Annotated in this window: 21 protein-coding genes and 2 pseudogenes; 10 read left to right on the plus strand and 13 right to left on the minus strand. The window is 57.5% G+C overall.

What is annotated here, in order from left to right:
* Positions 1 to 42: 42 nt before the first annotated feature.
* Positions 43 to 237, minus strand: coding sequence for a hypothetical protein (locus tag AF70_RS29810; protein ID WP_081625797.1), 195 nt, complete (start codon positions 235 to 237; stop codon positions 43 to 45).
* A gap of 178 nt (positions 238 to 415) precedes the next feature.
* Here AF70_RS29810 and AF70_RS11825 point away from each other — a divergent pair, with 178 nt between their 5' ends.
* The 3 genes from AF70_RS11825 (at position 416) to AF70_RS11835 (ending at position 1,897) form a co-directional block, all read left to right on the plus strand.
* Positions 416 to 610, plus strand: a complete 195-nt coding sequence (locus AF70_RS11825) for a hypothetical protein (RefSeq protein ID WP_028940998.1) — start codon at positions 416 to 418, stop codon at positions 608 to 610.
* A gap of 288 nt (positions 611 to 898) precedes the next feature.
* Positions 899 to 1,084 carry a hypothetical protein gene (locus AF70_RS11830; RefSeq protein ID WP_169342478.1) on the plus strand — a complete coding sequence of 62 codons (186 nt, stop codon included), beginning with the start codon at positions 899 to 901 and terminating at the stop codon, positions 1,082 to 1,084.
* Between the two features lie 237 nt (positions 1,085 to 1,321).
* Positions 1,322 to 1,897: a hypothetical protein gene (locus tag AF70_RS11835; RefSeq protein WP_019582781.1), complete on the plus strand. Its 576-nt coding sequence runs from the start codon at positions 1,322 to 1,324 to the stop codon at positions 1,895 to 1,897.
* Positions 1,898 to 2,101: 204 nt separating this feature from the next.
* On the opposite strand, the gene AF70_RS11840 is transcribed toward AF70_RS11835, so the two are convergent.
* On the minus strand, positions 2,102 to 2,845 hold the full coding sequence (locus AF70_RS11840) for an anti-sigma factor (RefSeq protein ID WP_028940997.1): 744 nt from the start codon (positions 2,843 to 2,845) through the stop codon (positions 2,102 to 2,104).
* Positions 2,838 to 3,350, minus strand: a complete 513-nt coding sequence (locus AF70_RS11845) for a sigma-70 family RNA polymerase sigma factor (RefSeq protein WP_007941935.1) — start codon at positions 3,348 to 3,350, stop codon at positions 2,838 to 2,840. The genes AF70_RS11840 and AF70_RS11845 overlap by 8 nt, the downstream gene beginning before the upstream one ends.
* Positions 3,351 to 3,503: 153 nt before the next feature.
* On the opposite strand from AF70_RS11845, the gene AF70_RS11850 reads away from it, so the two are divergent.
* Together AF70_RS11850 and AF70_RS11855 are read left to right on the plus strand one after the other, a co-directional pair.
* The gene (locus tag AF70_RS11850; RefSeq protein ID WP_028940996.1) at positions 3,504 to 4,472 is read left to right on the plus strand and encodes a metallophosphoesterase; all 969 of its coding nucleotides are present in this window, start codon (positions 3,504 to 3,506) and stop codon (positions 4,470 to 4,472) included.
* A 14-nt stretch (positions 4,473 to 4,486) separates the two neighbouring features.
* The gene (locus AF70_RS11855) at positions 4,487 to 4,795 is read left to right on the plus strand and encodes a cupredoxin family copper-binding protein (RefSeq protein ID WP_007941931.1); all 309 of its coding nucleotides are present in this window, start codon (positions 4,487 to 4,489) and stop codon (positions 4,793 to 4,795) included.
* 154 nt (positions 4,796 to 4,949) lie between these two features.
* Here AF70_RS11855 and AF70_RS11860 read toward each other — a convergent pair whose 3' ends face one another.
* The 3 genes from AF70_RS11860 to AF70_RS11870 are packed head-to-tail and all read right to left on the minus strand — an operon-like array spanning position 4,950 to position 7,633.
* On the minus strand, positions 4,950 to 5,594 hold the full coding sequence (locus AF70_RS11860) for a TetR/AcrR family transcriptional regulator (RefSeq protein WP_050438322.1): 645 nt from the start codon (positions 5,592 to 5,594) through the stop codon (positions 4,950 to 4,952).
* Complete coding sequence (locus AF70_RS11865; protein ID WP_028940995.1) at positions 5,581 to 6,432, minus strand: 3-hydroxybutyryl-CoA dehydrogenase; 852 nt, start codon at positions 6,430 to 6,432, stop codon at positions 5,581 to 5,583. Before AF70_RS11865 ends, AF70_RS11860 begins: the two co-directional genes overlap by 14 nt.
* 16 nt (positions 6,433 to 6,448) lie before the next feature.
* A complete protein-coding gene (locus tag AF70_RS11870; protein WP_028940994.1) occupies positions 6,449 to 7,633 on the minus strand; it encodes an acetyl-CoA C-acyltransferase family protein in 1,185 nt (394 codons plus the stop codon).
* A 132-nt stretch (positions 7,634 to 7,765) separates the two neighbouring features.
* Between AF70_RS11870 and AF70_RS11875 the strand changes: the two genes are divergently transcribed.
* A complete protein-coding gene (locus AF70_RS11875) occupies positions 7,766 to 8,782 on the plus strand; it encodes an AraC family transcriptional regulator (protein ID WP_019582775.1) in 1,017 nt (338 codons plus the stop codon).
* Between the two features lie 299 nt (positions 8,783 to 9,081).
* On the opposite strand, the gene AF70_RS11880 is transcribed toward AF70_RS11875, so the two are convergent.
* The 4 genes from AF70_RS11880 to AF70_RS11895 all read right to left on the minus strand — a co-directional run bounded on the left by AF70_RS11880 (position 9,082) and on the right by AF70_RS11895 (position 12,184).
* Entirely contained in the window at positions 9,082 to 9,756 is a 675-nt protein-coding gene (locus AF70_RS11880) for a polysaccharide lyase family 7 protein (RefSeq protein ID WP_026286569.1), read from the minus strand.
* 295 nt (positions 9,757 to 10,051) lie between these two features.
* Positions 10,052 to 10,390, minus strand: coding sequence for a hypothetical protein (locus AF70_RS11885; RefSeq protein WP_019582774.1), 339 nt, complete (start codon positions 10,388 to 10,390; stop codon positions 10,052 to 10,054).
* A gap of 16 nt (positions 10,391 to 10,406) precedes the next feature.
* Positions 10,407 to 11,135 (minus strand): helix-turn-helix transcriptional regulator, encoded by a 729-nt coding sequence (locus AF70_RS11890; protein WP_019582773.1) that lies wholly within the window; start codon positions 11,133 to 11,135, stop codon positions 10,407 to 10,409.
* Positions 11,136 to 11,287: 152 nt separating this feature from the next.
* Positions 11,288 to 12,184 (minus strand): HD domain-containing protein, encoded by an 897-nt coding sequence (locus tag AF70_RS11895; RefSeq protein WP_230172049.1) that lies wholly within the window; start codon positions 12,182 to 12,184, stop codon positions 11,288 to 11,290.
* Between AF70_RS11895 and AF70_RS11900 the strand changes: the two genes are divergently transcribed.
* Positions 12,168 to 12,545 (plus strand): c-type cytochrome, encoded by a 378-nt coding sequence (locus AF70_RS11900; RefSeq protein WP_081791081.1) that lies wholly within the window; start codon positions 12,168 to 12,170, stop codon positions 12,543 to 12,545. The genes AF70_RS11895 and AF70_RS11900 overlap by 17 nt on opposite strands.
* A 427-nt stretch (positions 12,546 to 12,972) precedes the next feature.
* Here AF70_RS11900 and AF70_RS11905 read toward each other — a convergent pair whose 3' ends face one another.
* Positions 12,973 to 13,878: a LysR family transcriptional regulator gene (locus AF70_RS11905; RefSeq protein ID WP_019582771.1), complete on the minus strand. Its 906-nt coding sequence runs from the start codon at positions 13,876 to 13,878 to the stop codon at positions 12,973 to 12,975.
* Positions 13,879 to 13,985: 107 nt separating this feature from the next.
* On the opposite strand from AF70_RS11905, the gene AF70_RS11910 reads away from it, so the two are divergent.
* From AF70_RS11910 to AF70_RS11920, 3 genes and pseudogenes are all read left to right on the plus strand, one after another.
* Positions 13,986 to 15,227, plus strand: coding sequence for a D-amino acid dehydrogenase (locus AF70_RS11910; RefSeq protein ID WP_028940993.1), 1,242 nt, complete (start codon positions 13,986 to 13,988; stop codon positions 15,225 to 15,227).
* Positions 15,228 to 15,254: 27 nt separating this feature from the next.
* Positions 15,255 to 15,605 carry a RidA family protein gene (locus AF70_RS11915; protein ID WP_028940992.1) on the plus strand — a complete coding sequence of 117 codons (351 nt, stop codon included), beginning with the start codon at positions 15,255 to 15,257 and terminating at the stop codon, positions 15,603 to 15,605.
* Between the two features lie 30 nt (positions 15,606 to 15,635).
* A pseudogene (locus AF70_RS11920) lies at positions 15,636 to 16,538 on the plus strand (transporter substrate-binding domain-containing protein).
* A 220-nt stretch (positions 16,539 to 16,758) separates the two neighbouring features.
* On the opposite strand, the pseudogene AF70_RS11925 reads toward AF70_RS11920, so the two are convergent.
* Positions 16,759 to 17,163: pseudogene (locus AF70_RS11925) on the minus strand (alanine racemase C-terminal domain-containing protein); the annotation flags it as partial.
* Between the two features lie 89 nt (positions 17,164 to 17,252).
* Positions 17,253 to 18,680: an amidase gene (locus AF70_RS11930; protein ID WP_028940990.1), complete on the minus strand. Its 1,428-nt coding sequence runs from the start codon at positions 18,678 to 18,680 to the stop codon at positions 17,253 to 17,255.
* Positions 18,681 to 18,684: the final 4 nt, after the last annotated feature.

Consider the following 18,684-nt stretch of genomic DNA (forward strand, 5'->3'; position numbering starts at 1 on the left):
GTCGGTGATGAGGTGGGTAAGCGCTATTGCTAAAACCAGTTGTTACCCGGCCGGATCAGCCTTGCGCCGATCACTGCCAGAAGGATTGCCAGTGTTTATAAGCCTTCTCTCGACCAGGACATTTCGCAGGGCCTGGCGTGCCGAAGGATCCAGTTGATGTTCTCTCTCCTTGAGTTCAAGCAAGATGGGGCTGGACCAGCCACGATAGGTTTGCTCGGTAATACGAGTAGGCGTCATCTATCTCTCCCTTGTGAGTCGCCCGACAACACAGTGGGCGAAGTCCTGTGCGATAAAAATCCTAGTCGAGGAAACGATTTGTCGCCAGCGATTGGCAGTGCCGACTGTCCTGCGCAACGTAGGTTGTTGGTGATTCGGGCGTAAACTGAAAAGGCTACCTCATCAAAAGGAGCCGCATATGATCGCCGACCAAACGATTAGACAGGCGTCGGAGCAAAGCACTGTTTGGGACCAATATTTCTGTGCTGCGCTGATTGCCGAAAGCCATCTGACGGCACCGGTGGTAGGAGAAACCACCCACGAAGACAGGCAAAACATGCTGATTCAAAGGGCCAGAGCGCTTGCCGACAAGATGCTTGAAAACAGAAGATAAAACGGAGCCCGGCCATTGCGCCGGGCTCTTCACTTATCGCCCCTTTGACAGGTCACCTGGCCAGGCTGTCACTTGGCGGCGCGATGGACTGATCCGGTTTTTTTGGGCGCTGAGTTCTTTGTTCGTGGATCGTCTACAGTTGGTAATTCATGGATACGGAGATCGAACATGAAGTGCTTAATTTGTCACGCTGTCTCTAACACTGTTCATGTGGCTGAAGACTGGTCAGAAGTTGCATGCTCGGCTGGATGTGGACGCTTCAGGGTCTCGGCCAACCTGATTAAAAGCATGAAGGGCAGGAACGAATCCTTTGACATCGAGCGCACAAGACAATGGCTCAAGATGTCCCGCAACGACGAGCCGGTGCCGTTGATATCCCGCTATGACTACAACGTTGCCTTGTTGCATCGCGACACCGGGGAGAAGTCGGCCATCGCGCCGAGTCGCTCCAGGCAACCGCTGACGTCGGATTAGATTCCGCTCGTCATTGTTGCGAACCGGGATTCTCCAGCGCCGCTCATTGAGCGGCGTTTTCGTATTCGGGCGTTGCTCAAGGAACAGCGCAACACCGCAAACGTGCGAGAGGGCAGGCGGCTTCGGATGGATGGTTGAGTTTGTAACTTGCTCGATACAAATATGAATCTGTATCATTTAGTTTCAAATCAAGGGTGCGAGGGAGTGCATTGCCCACATAAAAATAAGGTTCAGGTAATGCTCAAAATGCTACTCGTGTACGGTCATCTGATTGCCACCTGTATTGCTCTGGGGAGGGTGCTACAGGCAGATCAAAAGCTATGGAGCTGGCGCAGGGATGTGTTGAGCCAGGTGCAACGTGAGTATCTCGACGAGACTCAAAAAATCGTCACGCTCGCGCTATTGGCTCTTTGGGGAAGTGGCTTGCTGCTGGTGCTCCAGGGTTACCTCTATGAGGGGACCACGTATCTGCTCAATCAAAAGCTCTGGGCCAAGGTGAGTGTCGTCGCACTGCTTAGCCTCAACGGCGCTTTGTTGCATCGGATCGGTTTCCCACTGCTGCAGAAGGCGCCCTTTGTCTTGTTACACAGCTGCGCCCGTAATCGCCTTGCACTGTTGGGTGCGCTCTCCATGAGTGGCTGGTTATTTGCCGCATTCCTGGGGGTGGCTCGAGCGTGGAATCACGTGCTGCCTTACTTGCATGTGATGGGGGCTTTTGCCGCGTTTTCGCTAGTGGCTTGTGCAGTGGCGTGGATAGTCGCCAGCACAGCAGGCGCTATGGATGATGAGTGGTCGCGCACTGGCAGTGAGTAAAACCTGATTATGCCGGACGCAGGCTGTTCAGGTTTATTCAGAATTGTGTTCGGGACACAGGGCGCAACTCTGGATAGAGTTCTCACCGCTCACCCAGCTTCGGCTCTTTACCAAGCACGGAGTGCTAGGCCTTGGTTGGGCGAGCACCCATTTTTGATTGTTCTCGACAGAGAGAATGACGGCTCACGCGAAACCGTGCTCCCTTCAGGCACCGTCCCTGAGCAACTGGCTGAACGCCTCCAGCTCACTTTTTTCCACATCGGAAACCAGCACGAAGCGCATGTGATTGGTTTGCCAGGACACCACGTTAAAGCCACGAATCGTCTGGGTCTGCCGCGGCTTGTCTGCCTCCGGCACAGGCAGGATAAACACATTGATGATGTGTTTGGCCCTCCCGTAACTCAGGGCTGCCGTGGTCTGGTGTTGCAGATAATCCAGCCGCCCGCCCAGTAATGGAAACCCCTGCGCCGAGTAATCGAATACCGGCGGCGAGAAGTCGAGTTTGCCGGTGAACCAGGGCTTCACGGTGTGGCGGTCGGAGGACACCACATCGTTCAGATGCTCGCCCATCAACGAGCGGACATGGCTGGAGACAGCCTCGTCCATCAGCGGTTGCTCGCTGCCCGGCGTAATCACATAAAGCACCGCTGCCAAGGCCAGCGCCGCCGTAGAAAACGTCGGAGCGAACCATTTCCGCCAGCGCTCGACGGCGCGAGTCGCGGGAGCACCCGTGGCAAACACGCCGGCCGCTAACGATGCCGGCGCCGGGTAATACGGCGCCTGGCGCTTCACACTGACCTTCAGCAGTTTCACTTCATCATGCAGCCGCGCGCACTCGGCGCATGCGGCCAGATGCGCAGCCACATCCGCAGCCGTCGCAGGATCGAGTTCCTGATCCAGATAACCATGCAGCCGTGTCTGGCAAACCGTGCAGTCGAGTTCATTCATGATCGTGCAACTTCAGTAATTCGAGCTTGAGCATCGCGCGCCCCCGGGCCAGTCTCGACATGACGGTGCCGATGGGGATATCGACCACCAAAGCGATGTCCTTGTAAGGCATGTCTTCGAGTTCTTTCAGCACAATCACCTCACGAAACACCGGCGGCAGGGCGCACAGCGCTTGCTGGATCAGCGCCGCGTTTTCCGTGTGAATAGCCAGCAATTCCGGGGTCTGGCTGTGGCTCAGCGCCCCTTCGTCATCGCCAATGTCGTCATCGAAAGCAACCCAATGGCGCCCGGCCGAGGCTTTGAGCCAGGTGTAGCTTTCATTGCGCACGATGGTCAGAAACCAGGCCTTGGCGTTGCCATCGGCGAAACGCTGCAAAAACCTGAAGGCGCGCAGGGCGCTTTCCTGCACGACATCGCGTGCCGCGGCGTCGTTGCCAGTGAGCCAGCGCGCGAGGTTGTAAGCGGCGTCCAGATGGGGCGCAATCAGGTCCTCAAATCGCTTCATAGTGGCTTCCGCACTGTCACACCCCTATAACCGTGATGCGTGGTCTTTTATTCCCTGAAAAGAATTTGTTTTCCAACGCGGAATAAACACTCGTCCCGCAAGGTTTACCTCGTGTCAGCTACATCACTGTAGTCCGCTTGCGAGGACATACCGATGGACATTCAATCACCCCCCCCAGTGCACACCGACGACTTGCTGAACCCTGACCGCCGAACGCTGCTCAAGTGCTCGGCGTGGGCCGGGGCAGGGGTCATCTGGGCCCTGAGCGGCGGCATTCCCCGGGCCTTTGCGCTGGATGAGGCAGGCAACGTCGCCGACCCCAAGGCACTGGCCAGCACGTTTCACTTCGTGCAGATCAGCGACTCGCACATCGGCTTCAACAAGGAAGCCAACCCGGAGCCGGCAAAGACATTGCAGGTGGCGATCGACAAGGTCATCAAGCTGCCAAAACCGCCGTCGCTGATTCTGCATACCGGCGACATTACGCACCTGTCCAAGCCTGAGGAGTTCGACACGGCGGCACAGTTGCTCAAGGGCCTGCCTTCCACCGTGCATTACGTGCCAGGTGAACACGACACCCTCGATGAGGGCGGCGGCAAGCTTTACCTGGAGCGATACGGCAAGGGCACCAAAGGCAACGGCTGGTACAGCTTCGATGACCACGGGGTGCATTTCATCGCACTGGTAAACGTCTTCAACTTCCAGGCCGGTCACGAAGCCACCCTTGGGGCCGATCAACTGGCCTGGCTGGCCGATGATTTGCGGGCAGTGAAGACCAGTACACCCATCGTCGTGTTTACCCACATTCCGCTGTGGACGATTTATCAGCCGTGGGGCTGGGGCACCGAGGATGGTGATCAGGCGATTGCGATGCTGCGCAAGTACGGTTCAGTGACGGTATTGAACGGGCACATCCATCAGGTTATCCAGAAAGTCGAAGGCAACATCACCTTCCACACCGCCCGTGGCACGGCTTACCCACAACCTGCACCGGGTGCGGCGCCGGCACCGGGGCCGATGACGGTGGCCGCCGATCAATTGCGCAATTATCTGGGGATCACCGATGTGCGAGCGACACAGGGCGATCATCCGCTGGCGCTGATTGATTCGACACTGGTCTAGGGGAGGGCGGTCAGATGAAAACGCGACTGTTGGCGGTGGTGTGCCTGATGCTGTCGATGCCGGCGTGGGCTCAGGAGGTGAAGATCGATATCAAGGAGTTCATGTTTGCACCCAAGGATTTGACCGTGGCCGTGGGCACCAAAGTGACGTGGGTGAATGACGACCAGATTCCGCACACGGTGGCAGAAACCCACAAGGTGTTTCGCTCGGGGGCGCTGGATACGAATGACAGTTTTTCCTGGGTGTTCAATACGCCGGGAGAGTTCGAGTATTTTTGTGCGCTGCACCCGCAGATGATCGGGAAGATTGTAGTCACCCAGTAAACAAAGGGCGCTGGAGGGTTAAAAGACCGCAGCCCTCGACTGTTCCGACGTCTGCCGGCTCACTCAGCAGGTATCCCCAGAAATGACAAAGCCCCGAATAATCGGGGCTTTGTCGTACGGAATCGGCTGGCGGTACAGTTCAAGGAAGAGCCGCTTATTTCGTAGTGGGCTGCTTCGTACTGTCGCCCGCGTTGGCAGTCGTCACCCAATTACGCGTCTTTGGCGCCAATAATCGCTCGATGGCGCCACTCACCATGTTTTCCATCAAATTATCGCGCTCTTGTTCATCCAGCGAATAGTGCATCAGCCAACTGGGCGCGCTGTTGAGCAAGGCTGCAATGGCTCGACCTGCGGCCCGTTGCGCCGGTTCGCTCACGCGGGGTTTGGCTCCGAGCATCAGCAGCAATTTGCGTTCGTATTGCTCGCGCAAGTGGCGAACCTGTTCCTGCTGCTCCTCGTTGAGGCAGCCACTGTCGCGCTCCGCCAGTCGAAAATGCCAGGGCATTTCCTGGTGCAGATTTTGGTGGGCGCGGATCAGGCTGTTGAGCCTGTCGCGTTTTGCCGGCGCCTGTTGCTCAAGGCGCCCCAAGGTTGCCAATAGCTCCTCGTAGAACTCCTCGATCAAGTCGAGCAGCAAGTGCTGTTTGCTGGGGTAATGGTGATACAACGAGCCTGGAGTGAGCCCCAGGCTCGTCGCCAGCTCACGCATGCCGACCTGACCGAAACCCTTGCTGGCAAACAGCTCCAGCACCTTGCCCCGGTACTCGGCAAACCGTGAGCAACGCTCAGGCATAGGCATGGAAGCCACGTCCCGTTTTGCGCCCCAGGTAACCAGCGGCGACCATTTCCTTGAGCAGCGGTGCAGGGCGATATTTGCTGTCATTGAAGCCGTCGTAAAACGCTTCAAGAATGGCCAGCACCGTGTCCAGACCGATCAGATCCGCCAGAGCCAGTGGCCCGATCGGCTGGTTGCAACCCAGGCGCATGCCGGCGTCGATGTCTTCGGCGCTGGCCAGGCCTTCCTGAAACACCAGGATCGCTTCATTGATCATCGGCACCAGAATCCGGTTGACCACGAATCCCGGACGGTTGCCCGCGGTGATCGCGGTCTTGCCGAGGGTCTTTGCCATGTCCAACGCCAGGGCGTGAGTAGCATCGCTGGTTTGCAGGCCACGAATCACTTCGATCAGGCCCATCACCGGCACCGGGTTGAAAAAGTGCAGGCCGATGAAACGCTCAGGCTGGCTCACGCTGGCTGCCAGTTGGGTAATGGACAGCGACGACGTGTTGGAAGCGATCACGCACTCGGCGCTGACCTGCGCGGCGATCTGTTGCAACACGCGCAGTTTCAGATCGAGGTTTTCGGTGGCGGCTTCGATCACCAGTTGCGCGTTCAGCAGGCTGCCGTAATCAGTGCTGGTGCGAATCTTGTCGAGGGCAGCGAGCTTTTGCTCAAGCGTGAGCGTGTCTTTGGCGATCTGGCGATCGAGATTTTTATCGACGGTCGCGATTGCCTTTTGCAGAGCACTCTCGGAAATGTCGATCAAGGTTACGTTGAAGCCGGCCAAGGCGCAGACTTGCGCGATGCCATTGCCCATGGTGCCGGCGCCGATAACGCCAATATTCTGTAGGTTCATGCGTATGTCCCTGTGATCAAACCCGTTCGAACAACACGGCGATGCCTTGGCCGCCACCGATGCACATGGTCGCCAGGGCATAACGGCCCTGACAGCGGTGCAGTTCATGAATGGCTTTGGTGGCGATGATCGCGCCAGTGGCGCCCACCGGATGGCCCAGCGAGATGCCCGAACCGTTGGGGTTGACCTTCTGCGGATCGAAGCCCAGCTCTTGCGCTACGGCACAGGCCTGGGCGGCGAAGGCTTCGTTGGACTCGATCACGTCAAGGTCGGCAACGGTCAGGCCGGCACGCTTGAGCACCAAACGGGTGGCGGGAATCGGTCCCAGCCCCATCATTGAGGGCTCAACGCCTGCGTGGGCATAACCCACCAATCGAGCCATGGGCTTGAGGCCCTGATCCTGAACAGTTTGGCCGGTGGCCATGATCAGTGCGCCGGCACCATCATTGAGACCAGACGCGTTGCCGGCGGTGACGGTACCGTCCTTTTTGAACGCCGGTTTCATGCGGCTCAATTGCTCGACGTTGACCTCAGCCCGTACATGCTCATCCGTCGCAAACGAAACCGTCCCTTTGCGGGTCGCGACTTCAATCGGCACGATCTGCCCGGAAAAACGCCCCTCGGCAATCGCCCGGGCAGCACGCTGTTGGCTGAGAAGCGCCAACTCATCCTGGACCTGACGTGTGATGCCATAGTGCTCGGCGATATTTTCAGCGGTGATCCCCATGTGGAAACCGGCAAACGGATCTTGCAGTGCCCCAAGCATGTAGTCGACGGCCTGCATGTCGCCCATTCGTGCGCCCCAGCGCGCCTGCGGCAACAGGTATGCGCCTCGGCTCATGGACTCGACGCCACCCGCCAGCGCAGCGCCCGCATCCCCCAGCATCAAACTTTGCGCGGCACTGACAATCGCTTGTAAACCCGAGCCGCAAAGGCGGTTGACGTTGAAGGCCGGGGTCTCTTTCGGCAGACCGGCATTCATCGCTACGACCCGGGAGATGTAGGCATCGCGTGCCTCGGTCGGGATCACATGTCCCATCACCGCATGACCGATGTGCTCGGGCGCCAGGCCAGATCGTTCGATAGCTGCGCGGCAAACATCGGTTGCCAACTGAATAGGCGGTACATCCTTGAGTGAACCGCCAAAGCTGCCGATGGCAGAGCGGACAGCGCTCACTACAAAAATATCGGAATGGTTCATGTTGGCTCTCTTGAACAGGTCTTTTTTGTTGAGCACGAGTCTAGAATCAGCAGCGCCGCTGGCCTATGCCAAAACTGTTCAAGGGTGATGGCGTTTTTTGCCATGTTCAGATGTAACGAGAGAGGCATTCAAATGCGGGAAACGGATTCGGTGGCGGTTTACTTCATGTATCCCATGATCCATGCGTTGCGTGAGAAGCCGCAGCGTCTGCGGTCACTCCTTGAACAGGTGGGAATTGATCCGGCACTGATGGATCAGCCGACAGCACGGGTGCCGGCCACGGCTTTCGCCGCGTTGTGGCTGGCGCAGATTCGTGAGTTGAACGATGAATTTTTCCAGTTGGACTCCCATGGTATGCCGCCGGGCAGTTTTGCCTTGATCTGTCGGGCATTGATTCAGGAGCCGACGCTGGAAAAAGCCATGCGTCAGTGCCTGGCCAATTTCGCCTTGTTCCTGCGTGATTTTCGCGGCACGTTGAGTGTGCGTGGCAAGCGTGCGGTCATCAGCTTGCAGACCCGCTCGCAGAACAGCGAGGTCAGCCGGCTGGGCGAAGAAACGTTTCTGGTGTTGATGATCAGTCTGCTGTGTTGGCTGGGCGGGCGGCGAATTCCCATCGATCGTGCGGACTTTCGTCATCAGCGTTTGTCGCTGCGTGATGACGCCTTGCTCTGGGGCCCCAACCTGACCTTTGGCACCGAACACACCGAAATCGAGTTCGCCAGTCACTACTTGCGGCTGCCGGTGGTTCAGGACCTTGCTTCGCTGAAAGTGTTTTTGCGCACCGCACCGCAATGGCTGGTGATCCGCTTCCGCAACCAGCATGGGCTGGCATCGCAGGTTCATCAGCGCCTGCGCCATAGCCATTACAGCGAATGGCCGACCTTGCAGGACTTCGCCCTGGAACAGCATCTGAGCCCCAGTACCTTTCGCCGGAAACTGGGACGTGAAGGCTGTTCGTATCAGGAAATCAAGGATGAAGTGCGGCGCGGGGTGGCGTTTGAACGGTTGCGCCAGACTAAGGCGAACATCAGCGATATTGCCGAACAGTTGGGGTTTCAGGAGCCGAGTGCGTTTCACCGCGCCTTCAAAAAATGGACGGGGGAGAGCCCGGGGCAATACCGTTTGCGGTTTCAAGGTCGTGATGATTGACCCATCCGGGCAGTCTTTTTGTGGTCTGTTTAGTTCGAGACGTGTTGAGCATTTCGCTCGGATATCTACTCGGCTGCACTCATCCGTGCCGTACGCATCGGGGTGATCTGCGCGAGGTCGTCACCTCTGGCTCTGCCTGCGCCGGTCTCTGCCCGGCGTACTCAGTGGCTGGCCTGATTACCGGTCAGGTGCCTGCTTTGCTACAGATCACACTCCGATGCGCTCTCATTGAGAGGGGCGGGCAGTTATCGTCAGGCTGACGTGACGCTGGTTGTCATGCTCGCACGAAATACGCGATTTCAGAGGTGGGTGATGGAAAGGTCGCTGATGATGCAGACCGAACCGTCTTGCGGGTCAGTGGTGTCGGAGTAATCGATCTGGTTGTACACACCGCCGTGGAAGGCGAGAGTTTTCGTGTCCCAGGTGTTGTCGAGGCGCATGATTGCAGAGGTGGATTTGACGCCATTACAGCTCGCCGAGACGGATACAGCGCCGCTCGAATTGGCGTGAATGTTGATTTTGAAAAGTGCACCGAGTGGCACGTCTTCCAGAATCGTCGTGTTCACCGGGTCTTCCTGGAGATAGCTCGATCGAAATCCCATCGTGATTCGGCCTTTGTTCCAAAACACTTTTACAGGTGGCCTTTCCGAACCCTGAACATGAATCTGGCTGATCACAACCTTCTGCAGCGAGTTGACCTTCGTGACTCGCATTTCTTGTCGGTTCCAGTGGTCAGCAGCGCTGGCGAACAACCAATAGCCTGGCTCTTTCCACTCGCAGCGCGTCCGCAGGGTGCTCTTGCTCGAAGCACCGAGCGTCGGCGCCGTCATTTGCAGCGAGCCATCTGGAAGCATCGAAACAACTTCCGGGCATTCAAGCAGTGCCCGCCAGCCGATCAATTCAAGCGCGATCGGGTTGGTGTCGGAGATTGGAAGCGGTGTAGCGATTGTGTAGTTGCTGATGTCTACGGTCATGGTCATTTCCCTATTTCATTTGATGTCACCCTTTGCTCAGTTGAGCCTTACGTTTGGTGCTGCTAGGCCAGTGATGCGTTGGCTTGAATTGAAATATAGGTATTCCCGTAATTCGTGTCAATGGGTATTCCCATAATTCCGCCGCCCCCACATTCTTATGGTGAGAGGGGGTCTGTATTTGGTGAGATTGGATGCGCTGAAATTCTTCTTGGGAGTGCAGCCACGCGCAGTACGACGAACGCCTCAAGCTCGCCCAGGCATCGAGGAACGGCGTTCAGCAGCGCGTGTATTTGATCTATTTTGCTAAGACTGCACGTTGGAGCCAATTCCGACTTTCTGCTTTGGTGCAGCGTATCGAATCCATGCGCCGGATAAGTGCTTGGGATTTCGAAGGGTCAAAAGGCTTGAAAGCAGCAGAAAACCCGTTCAAGCCGGCAATATCCTGCATTTCAAAATAAAGCAGGTCGCTGAGATATTCGCATTGCTCCAGCCGATCAGCCTCAGTGGTGGGCATCGGCGCCGAGTCAATTTGCTTCTCGAATTCCGTTTTTTCCTTCGGTGCGCTGCTGCAGCCCGAAAGGAGTGCTGCCAGCAAAAGGCCGGCAATCTGTGGCAGGCGTACCTTCACTTCCATTTGAAATACCATTCCTTCAACGCGAATACATCGCCCACCAGAACACATGCCCCAGAATCGAAATCTGCTGCTCCTGGATTTGCTGGAACGTGTAGTCCTCGTCCGGATGCTCGTCTCGGTTAAAGCTTCGCAGGCGAATTCCGGTGGGTGTGCGGTATACCTGTTTGACCCTTAGCTGGCCGTGGTGGTTGATCGCGTACATCTCGCCGTCGACGATATCGCTCAACGTGTTCTTGCCGACGTTGACGCCAACCGTGGCGCCGTCGCGCAGCACCGGCAGCATGCTATTGCCACTCACCGCCACGCACTTCGCATTGCTGAACTGAACGTTGTTGTGGCGAAGGTCTTTCTTAAAGAAGCGCAGCCTGGCGCTGGCGCTTTCGGCAATCGCGAATCGGCCGGAGCCCGCTGCTAACTCCACTTCCTGGAGAAATGGCACGTAAACCTCGTCGTCATCGAGCGGGGTTTCGTCATCCCATGCCTCAATGTCTGACATTGCCACGTTTGGTTGAGTGCGCTCAGCGGCTACTGCAACACCTTTAAGCATGTCGCCACTGCCTTCAGCGAGCCACATAGGGGAGACACCACAGACCGAAGCAATCTGAGCAGCAAAGGCCGTCGCCTTCGATTTGCCGCGCTCAAGGTCGGATATTGATGTCTGCGTGAGGCCGGCGCGCTCGGCAAGCTCGGTCTGGTTCAGACCGGCATGGCGACGGGCGATTTTGAGTCTTTCTTTAAATTCCATCCGCGAAGTATTACGGGCGCTCCCATACTCTTGCAAGTCGGTATTCCTATATTTATGTGGTATGGGTGCTCCTGTATGGGCGGCCCCCCCAAAAAAAGCGCTCAATGTCTGGAAGCATTGTGATCACCACAGCCTGGGTGGGCTCACTAAATTCAGAGCCGTATCATTGGCAGTGGGCTCAGTGGGTTTGTTAGCAGTCGTTTGAGCGAAAGCTGAACTAAGCGAATGTGAAATCCTGCATCTGGAAAGGCCGAGAATATCTCACGTCGCTTCTGTCGTGAGAGTCCAAAAGCAACCGCACCGCGGGAGACGTCGATCCAATCGGCTTTGCGAAATACCTCTGCAAGGTTCTGTGGATCGCTATGGGACCGAGTTATTTTATGGTGGTTGCGAATGATCAAGATAATTTCTTGCGCCCAATCCAGCTTGTCGATTTCCTGAAGGAAATCTTCTGCCAATTGCTCTGACGGGGGCAAATAATCAAACGTCTTGGCCGTCCATATACCAAGATCATGAAATACCCCGGCCAAAACTATCTTTTCTAGATTCACAGCGTCCAGCGTACTAAGCGAGCAACAAAAGTTGATGACTCGGTACACATGATTTCGGTATCCGGTGAAGTCATTGCCGAGGTGTCCGGCATAGCGCTGAAGCAGTTCGTCCAGCAGCTCAATGTTGGTGAGCACTGTTCCATCCTCCTTGTTTGGAGGGGCTACTTTATAGGCTTGGATGCCTTGCATAAAGGCGCCCAGTGGAGAATGCGAAATTGCACTCCACTTGAACACCCGTTTGCATCGACCTGACCAGTCATTTGCATTCGTTCTGACCACCGATTGCATCGGATTTGAGCAGCACGCTTTGCAACCATGTTCGGCAGAAAACGGCCAGAAGCGGTCAGCGGATGCGCCTGGAAGACGAGTTGATTCAATGGGCATCAGAAATGACGGTGCGTGCGGACACGATGGCTGATATCTTTCCTGCGCACCAAATCGCGTCCAGTCGACGCTGATCCGATCAAGGAAGATAGAAACAATGAAAGTGTTATTCATCGCTTCGCTAGGAATTGTATCGCTGATTCAAACATCACTATCCTTCGCGGATAATGTTAATGGAAAAAATCTCTATTTACAGCGATGCACCATGTGCCACGGAGTAGATCTCAAAGCAACAGGGCCATTGGCTAATAAAAGCAATCCTCCTACACCTGATCTAACAACATCCGCTTTCAAAAAACGATTAAATGATTATCCGGGCGTAATTGTGTCATCGATAATACTTCGTCCAAATGGAGACTTGATTCCAAGAACTTTGCGAGAGAATGGCGTAAAGCTATCGCCGTACGCTTGGAGGATTAAAGATCTACGCGATTTAAATGAATACATGGGTGGTGTGATTTCAAAAAAACGATGATTTTAGAGATGAGAGGCAGGCACAGAAATTTAAAAACCATTTCAGGTTTGAGGGTTTGTGGGGCAATGCCGGTGAGCCAGTCGGCCTCGCGCGGGCACATCGCTAATGAACAATCTCCGATTAATACAAGCTAACCTCCAGCGATGCTTGTATCCCGTCGAACGCTCGACATTCCCCCGCGATTTGCAAGAGGGGAGATCGAGCGTCCTGTCGTTTTACCAAACGCCCTTTTCCTCAAAGACTCAGGCAGTTAGGCCCCCTGGCCAAATCGCGTACAGCGTGCTCACCCGCTCCTGCCCCGAACCCTCCGCTGACTTCCCGGGGCTTCGCCCGCCACTCTGCCGAGCTCTCGGTCGCAGCGTCGTCCACCCTGTGATACGGAGCGTCACTGAAGGCTTGATTCACCCGTTTCTGGGTCAGTTCTCAATCAGCGCCAACAATCCAATTGTCCTTGCGCACGACTGCTGAAGATCATCAGCAGCTCGCTCAGTGTATGCGGCGGCGGTTCGGCAGTGCGGGTCACTGCGTACAGGGTGATCGGCAGCGCTGGGGCCAGGGGACGAATGGCGGTAGCCCCAGGCGACGCGCCAAGGGCGGTGAAGGGGTCGATCACCGCCAGCCCTGCACCGGATTCGACCATCGCCCTGGCCAGTGAATAGGTTTGCACCGCGATGCTCACCCGTGGCGGCGGCTCTACCGCCTTGAGGTAGCTGTCGAGGCGGGCCGAAAGCGGGTCGGTGCTGGACAGCCCGATCAAGGGCGCATCGGCCAGGGCCATCAACGGCAGCGGCTTGCCTTCATCTTCCTGCGGCCAATAACCTGCCGGTGCCAACGCCACCAACACCCCGCTGGCCAGCGCCTGGGCCTTGAGCGCGGGGTGATCAGGCTGTTGCAGAGTCAGGGCGACATCAATTTCACGCATCAGCAGGTTCTGCACCAGTTCGCGACTGTGGGCGCTGGACAGCTCGCAAGCGATGTCCGGATAACGCTGGGTCCACTCATGAATGGTCGGCGGCAGCAGCGACAGGGCCAGTGCCGGGGTCGCACCGATCCGCAGGCTATGGCCCGGCTCACGGCGCAGGCTTTGCGCCAGGCGTCGCACCCCTTGCAGGCTCTCCGTGACCTTGTCGACCTCGCGCTCCAGCTCCAGCGCTTCGGGCGTGGCCTGCAGTTTACCGCGCACCCGCAGAAACAACGGGAAGCCCAATTGCTGCTCGGCGTGTTGCAGCACCTTGGTCACGGCAGGCTGGGAAACGTGCAGCAGCTGCGCGGCACCGCTGACCGAGCCGGTCTGGCGGATGGCCTGGAAAATCTCGATATGGCGAAGGCGCATGGCAAGTCCATAACCTTTGTTTATGGGTTAGCCATCTTTATTCATTGTTCGACGCCTGTCACCTGGCTCTAACCTCGGGTTCGTCTCTACAACGATTAAGGACTGACATGGCTCAGCATGTATGCATCATCGGCGGTGGCGTCATTGGCCTGGCGACGGCTTACGCACTGGTGCGCGATGGCGTTGACGTGACGCTGGTCGAGGCTCGCGAGTCGCTGGGCAGTGAAACCAGCTTCGCCAACGGCGGCCAGTTGTCCTATCGCTACGTAGCGCCCCTGGCCGACGCCGGTGTGCCATTGCAGGCCATTGGCTGGATGCTGCGCGGTGACTCCCCGCTGAAACTGCGCCCGCGCTTCGATCCTGCACAGTGGCGGTGGATGGCATCTTTCCTTGGTGCTTGCCGCTCCTCGGTCAACCGCGCCAACGCGGCCCATCTATTGCGCCTCGCGCTGTTGAGCCAGTCCACTTTGCAAACCTGGCGTGAAGAGGATGCCTTGGGCGGATTCCACTGGCGGCGCAACGGCAAGCTGGTGACCTTTCGCCAGGCCAGCAGCTTCGAACATGCCCGCAACAGCCTTGCCGCCCCCCGGCAGCAACAGGTGCTGTCGCACGCCGACTGCGCCCGTCTGGACCCGGCGCTGGCGGAGGCGCCCTTTGTCGGCGCCATTTATACCCCGGATGAAGAAGTCGGTGATTGCCACGGCTTTTGCCAGCAACTGGCGGCGCGCTTGCAGGCGTCGGGACGTTGCGAGTTCCGTCTGGGCCAGGCCGTAACCGGAATTCGCCATGCCCATGGCGCGGTGAGTGCGATTGAACTGGGCGACGAAGTGCTGCCGGTGGAGCAGTTGGTCATTGCGGCCGGCCATCGCAGTCCGTTGTTGGCACTGCCCGGAGTCAACCTGCCGCTGTATCCCCTCAAGGGTTATAGCCTGACGGTACCGATCGGCGCCCAGCATCGGGCACCGGACCTGAGCATCACCGACTACGACCGCAAGATCGTCTACGCCCGGATCGGTGAGCAGTTGCGGGTGGCGGCGATGGTCGACATTGTCGGTTTCGATCCGTCGCTGGACCCCAAGCGCCTGGCCCTGATCAAACGCCAGGCGCGCGATACTTTCGCCAATGCCGGCGACTACGACCAGGCCATTGAATGGGCCGGCATGCGTCCGGCGACCCCCAGCGGCGTGCCGCTGCTGGGCGTAACGGCGTATCGCAACTTGTGGCTGAACCTCGGCCATGGCGCGCTGGGCTTCACCCTGGCCTGCGCCAGTGCTCGATTGCTCAGTGAACTGATCGGCCAGCGCCGCCCCTCCATCGACCTGCAGGGTTTTACGCCCCGTGCGGCTTGAACGCTTACTCCTTAAAAGGACCACCCGATGACCATTAACCGTATCCAGCCCAATCCACGCTTGTCCGGTGCCGTGACCTTTGGCGACCTGGTGTTTCTCTCCGGCCAGGTGCCGGGCGACGCCACCGATGTCGGCGGCCAAACTAGCCAAGTACTGGAAAAAATCGACGCATTGTTGGCCGAGGCGGGCAGCGACAAGAATCATCTGCTCAGCGCGACCATTTACCTGAAGGACATCGGCGAAGATTTCGCAGCAATGAATGACGTCTGGTCTGCCTGGTTGTCGCCCGGCCAGGCACCAAGTCGCACCACCTTGCAGGCCGAACTGGCGCGTCCGCAGGTGCGGGTGGAAATAACCGTTATCGCGGCACGGCGCTAAACCAACCCTCACCCACAACGGAGAATAACAATGCAAAAAATCACGTTGATCGGCTGCACCTTGGGCCTGTTGCTAGGTACTCAGGCTCATGCTGACGAAGCATCGCTGGGTCCTACCTTGAGCAAGATTGCCAGCGCCAATAGCATCACCCTGGGCTATCGCGATGCTTCAGTGCCGTTCTCCTACGTGGGCGATCACTCGGGACAACCCATGGGCTACTCGGTAGACCTGGCGAGCAAGATCGTCGAGCGGGTGCAGCAGAAGCTGGCGTTGCCAAACCTCAAGGTGAAGTACAACCTGGTGACATCGCAAACCCGCATTCCGCTGGTGCAGAACGGTACCGTTGACCTGGAGTGCGGCTCGACCGGCGTTACCGCAGAGCGACAAAAGCAGGTGGCGTTTTCCTATGGGTTTATCTATGTCAAAGGTCAATTGCTGACGGCCAATGACAGCGGGATCAAGAGTTTCGCCGATCTGCGCGGCAAGAATGTGGTAACCACCGCCGGCACCACCAACGAACGCTATCTGAAAAGCTACAACGTCGATCACAAGATCGACATGTTCGTGATCAGCGCCAAGGACCACGGTGAAGCCTTCCAGATGTTGCAGTCCGGTCGGGCGGTGGCGTTCTACATGGACGATGCGCTGCTCTACGGCGAACGCGCCAAGGCCCGCGATCCGCACAAGTGGGTGGTGGTCGGGGAAGAGTAGTCGCGGGAAATCTACAGCTGCATGGTACGCAAAGATGATCCGCAGTTCCTCGCGCTGGTGAACTCGTCGCTGGGCGAGCTGTACAGCTCCGGGGAAATCAACGGGATCTACCAGCGCTGGTTCGAACAGCCGATTCCGCCTAAAGGCTTGAACCTGGAGTTCCCGATGACCAGCGAACTCAAGGCCATTATTGCCAAGCCGGTGAGTGATCCGGTGCAGTAGCTTCAGCTGAGCGTCCATCCCCGTAAAGTCGGGTTGAGCAGCCCTATCAAATTGACCTGTTTGGTCGCCTTGGCTGCTTCAAGGCTCTGGAGAATAAAACAGCCTTGAACGTCAGCACCGTTTTAGTCGTCACGGGTCGGCAGTGACCAGCGAGCGTCACTGCCAAAAGTCGTTACTGTGTGAGCGTTACCACCGCAGTAGCGACTAGCACCCTCACTGGTTAGTCGCAGGCTTTATCCGCCACCAGGGCTTTGGGATTGCTACTCCCCCAAACGGTAGCAAGGTCCACCAGCAATGTTCCACAGAGTTCTTCAAGTTCACTCTGGGTAATCTCACTGTCGCCTTGTTTACCGAAGAGCACCACTTGATCGCCAGCGCGCGCAGCAGGGATATCTGTCACGTCCACCATGAGTGTATTCATGGAGACCTTTCCTACCACTGGAGCACGCTGCCCATCTATAAGGACAACGCCTTTATTGGTAAACGCTCGACGATCGCCATCAGAGTAGCCCACTGGAATATTCGCAAGCTTTGAATCACGACTCAGTGTCACTGTTCGGTCATACCCCACTGTATTGCCTTTAGGGTATTGATTAACAGACGCCACATATGACTTGACCTGCATGAAGATTTATAGCTGACACTTTCTAATCCTACTTTAACTTGGAGCGTTGGCAGGGTGATACCCAAGGACATATCAAGCAGTTGTATCCATCATGCAACCGCGTTGTCCGCCAGCTCCCAGCCCTCAGGCCGTAGCGTGTGCCAATCGCTGACCTGTTGATAGGCATGGCCGATGCGCAGAATCAGCGGTTCGTCGAATGCCCGACCCACAATCTGCATCGAGACCGGCATGCACTTTTCATCGAGCCCGATGGGCAGCGCCACCGAACATAGGTTCAGCAAGTTGGCGAACCGCCCCAACAAGGCCAGTGGCGTGCCATATTCATCGACCTCATCCAACGGCACACTGCCAATAGCGTTGGTCGGGAAAGCGCATGCGTCTATGTTGGTCATGGCCTCCTGCATGGCGTGCCGAGCGGCGCGGCGCTGATTGTGCAACTGGATATACGACGCTGCGTCGATGTCGCGACCACTGAGTACGCGACGTTGAACATGGGGGTCGAAACGCAGATCGTCGCGCTCGAACAAGCTACCCAGGCTGGCATAACCTTCTGCGCTCATCAGCCCACCAGCGATGCGCATGCACTGCTCCAACGACGTGGGTAGCGGTTGTTCGATCAGTTGCATGCCCAACGCGGCCAACTGCTTGAGCCCCAAATCGTAAGCCTTCAGCACCCCGGGAGCGACATGCGCTCGTTCGGCCTGTGGCAACACCCAGATGCGCAAACCGGCTACCGGCTGATTGAGACCGGCAGCGGCGCTGAATACAGGTGCCTGGGCCGAAACCGGATCCAGCGGGTCCGGGCCCAGCAGTGCATCCAACATCCACGCCGCATCTTCAACGGTGTGGGTGATAGGCCCTACCGAATCCAGCGAAGGACACAGTTCGATCAAGCCATGGCGACTGATAAGCCCACGCGTGGTTTTCAGCCCGACCAAGCCGCACATGCCCGCCGGAATCCGCACCGAGCCGCCGGTATCGGTGCCCAACGCAGCGCTCGCCAACCCGCTGGCCACGGCCACTGCCGAGCCGCTGCTTGAGCCACCCGGAGCGTGATGCACGTTACGGTCCCACGGGTTCCACGGCGTGCCCATCACCGCGTTAGTGCCCCAGCCACCGAAAGCGAATTCGACGGTATGGGTCTTGCCAAGAATGATTGCACCGGCACGCTCCAGGCGTTGCACTGCAGTGGCGGTCAACCTCGAAACACGCGGTGCCTGTGCCAATGATCCACCCGTGATGGCCTGGCCATCGATCTCGAACAAGTCCTTGATCGCCAGAGGAATGCCATGTAGCGGTCCCAGGTGTATGCCGGACGCACGCTGGCAATCAGCGGCGATGGCCGCGTTCAAAGCACGCGAGGGATAGGCCTCGACATAGGCATTGAGCTGCTCGTCAAAGCGCTCGATGCGCGCCAGTTGCGCACGAACCAACGCCTCGCTAGTCAGCGATCCAGCCTGCAGCGCCTGCTGCAACTGGGCAATGCTGTGGGAAGTAGCTTGATCTATGGTGCTCATATGT

The sequence above is a fragment of the Pseudomonas sp. KD5 genome (assembly GCF_012932895.1).
Lineage (GTDB): Bacteria > Pseudomonadota > Gammaproteobacteria > Pseudomonadales > Pseudomonadaceae > Aquipseudomonas.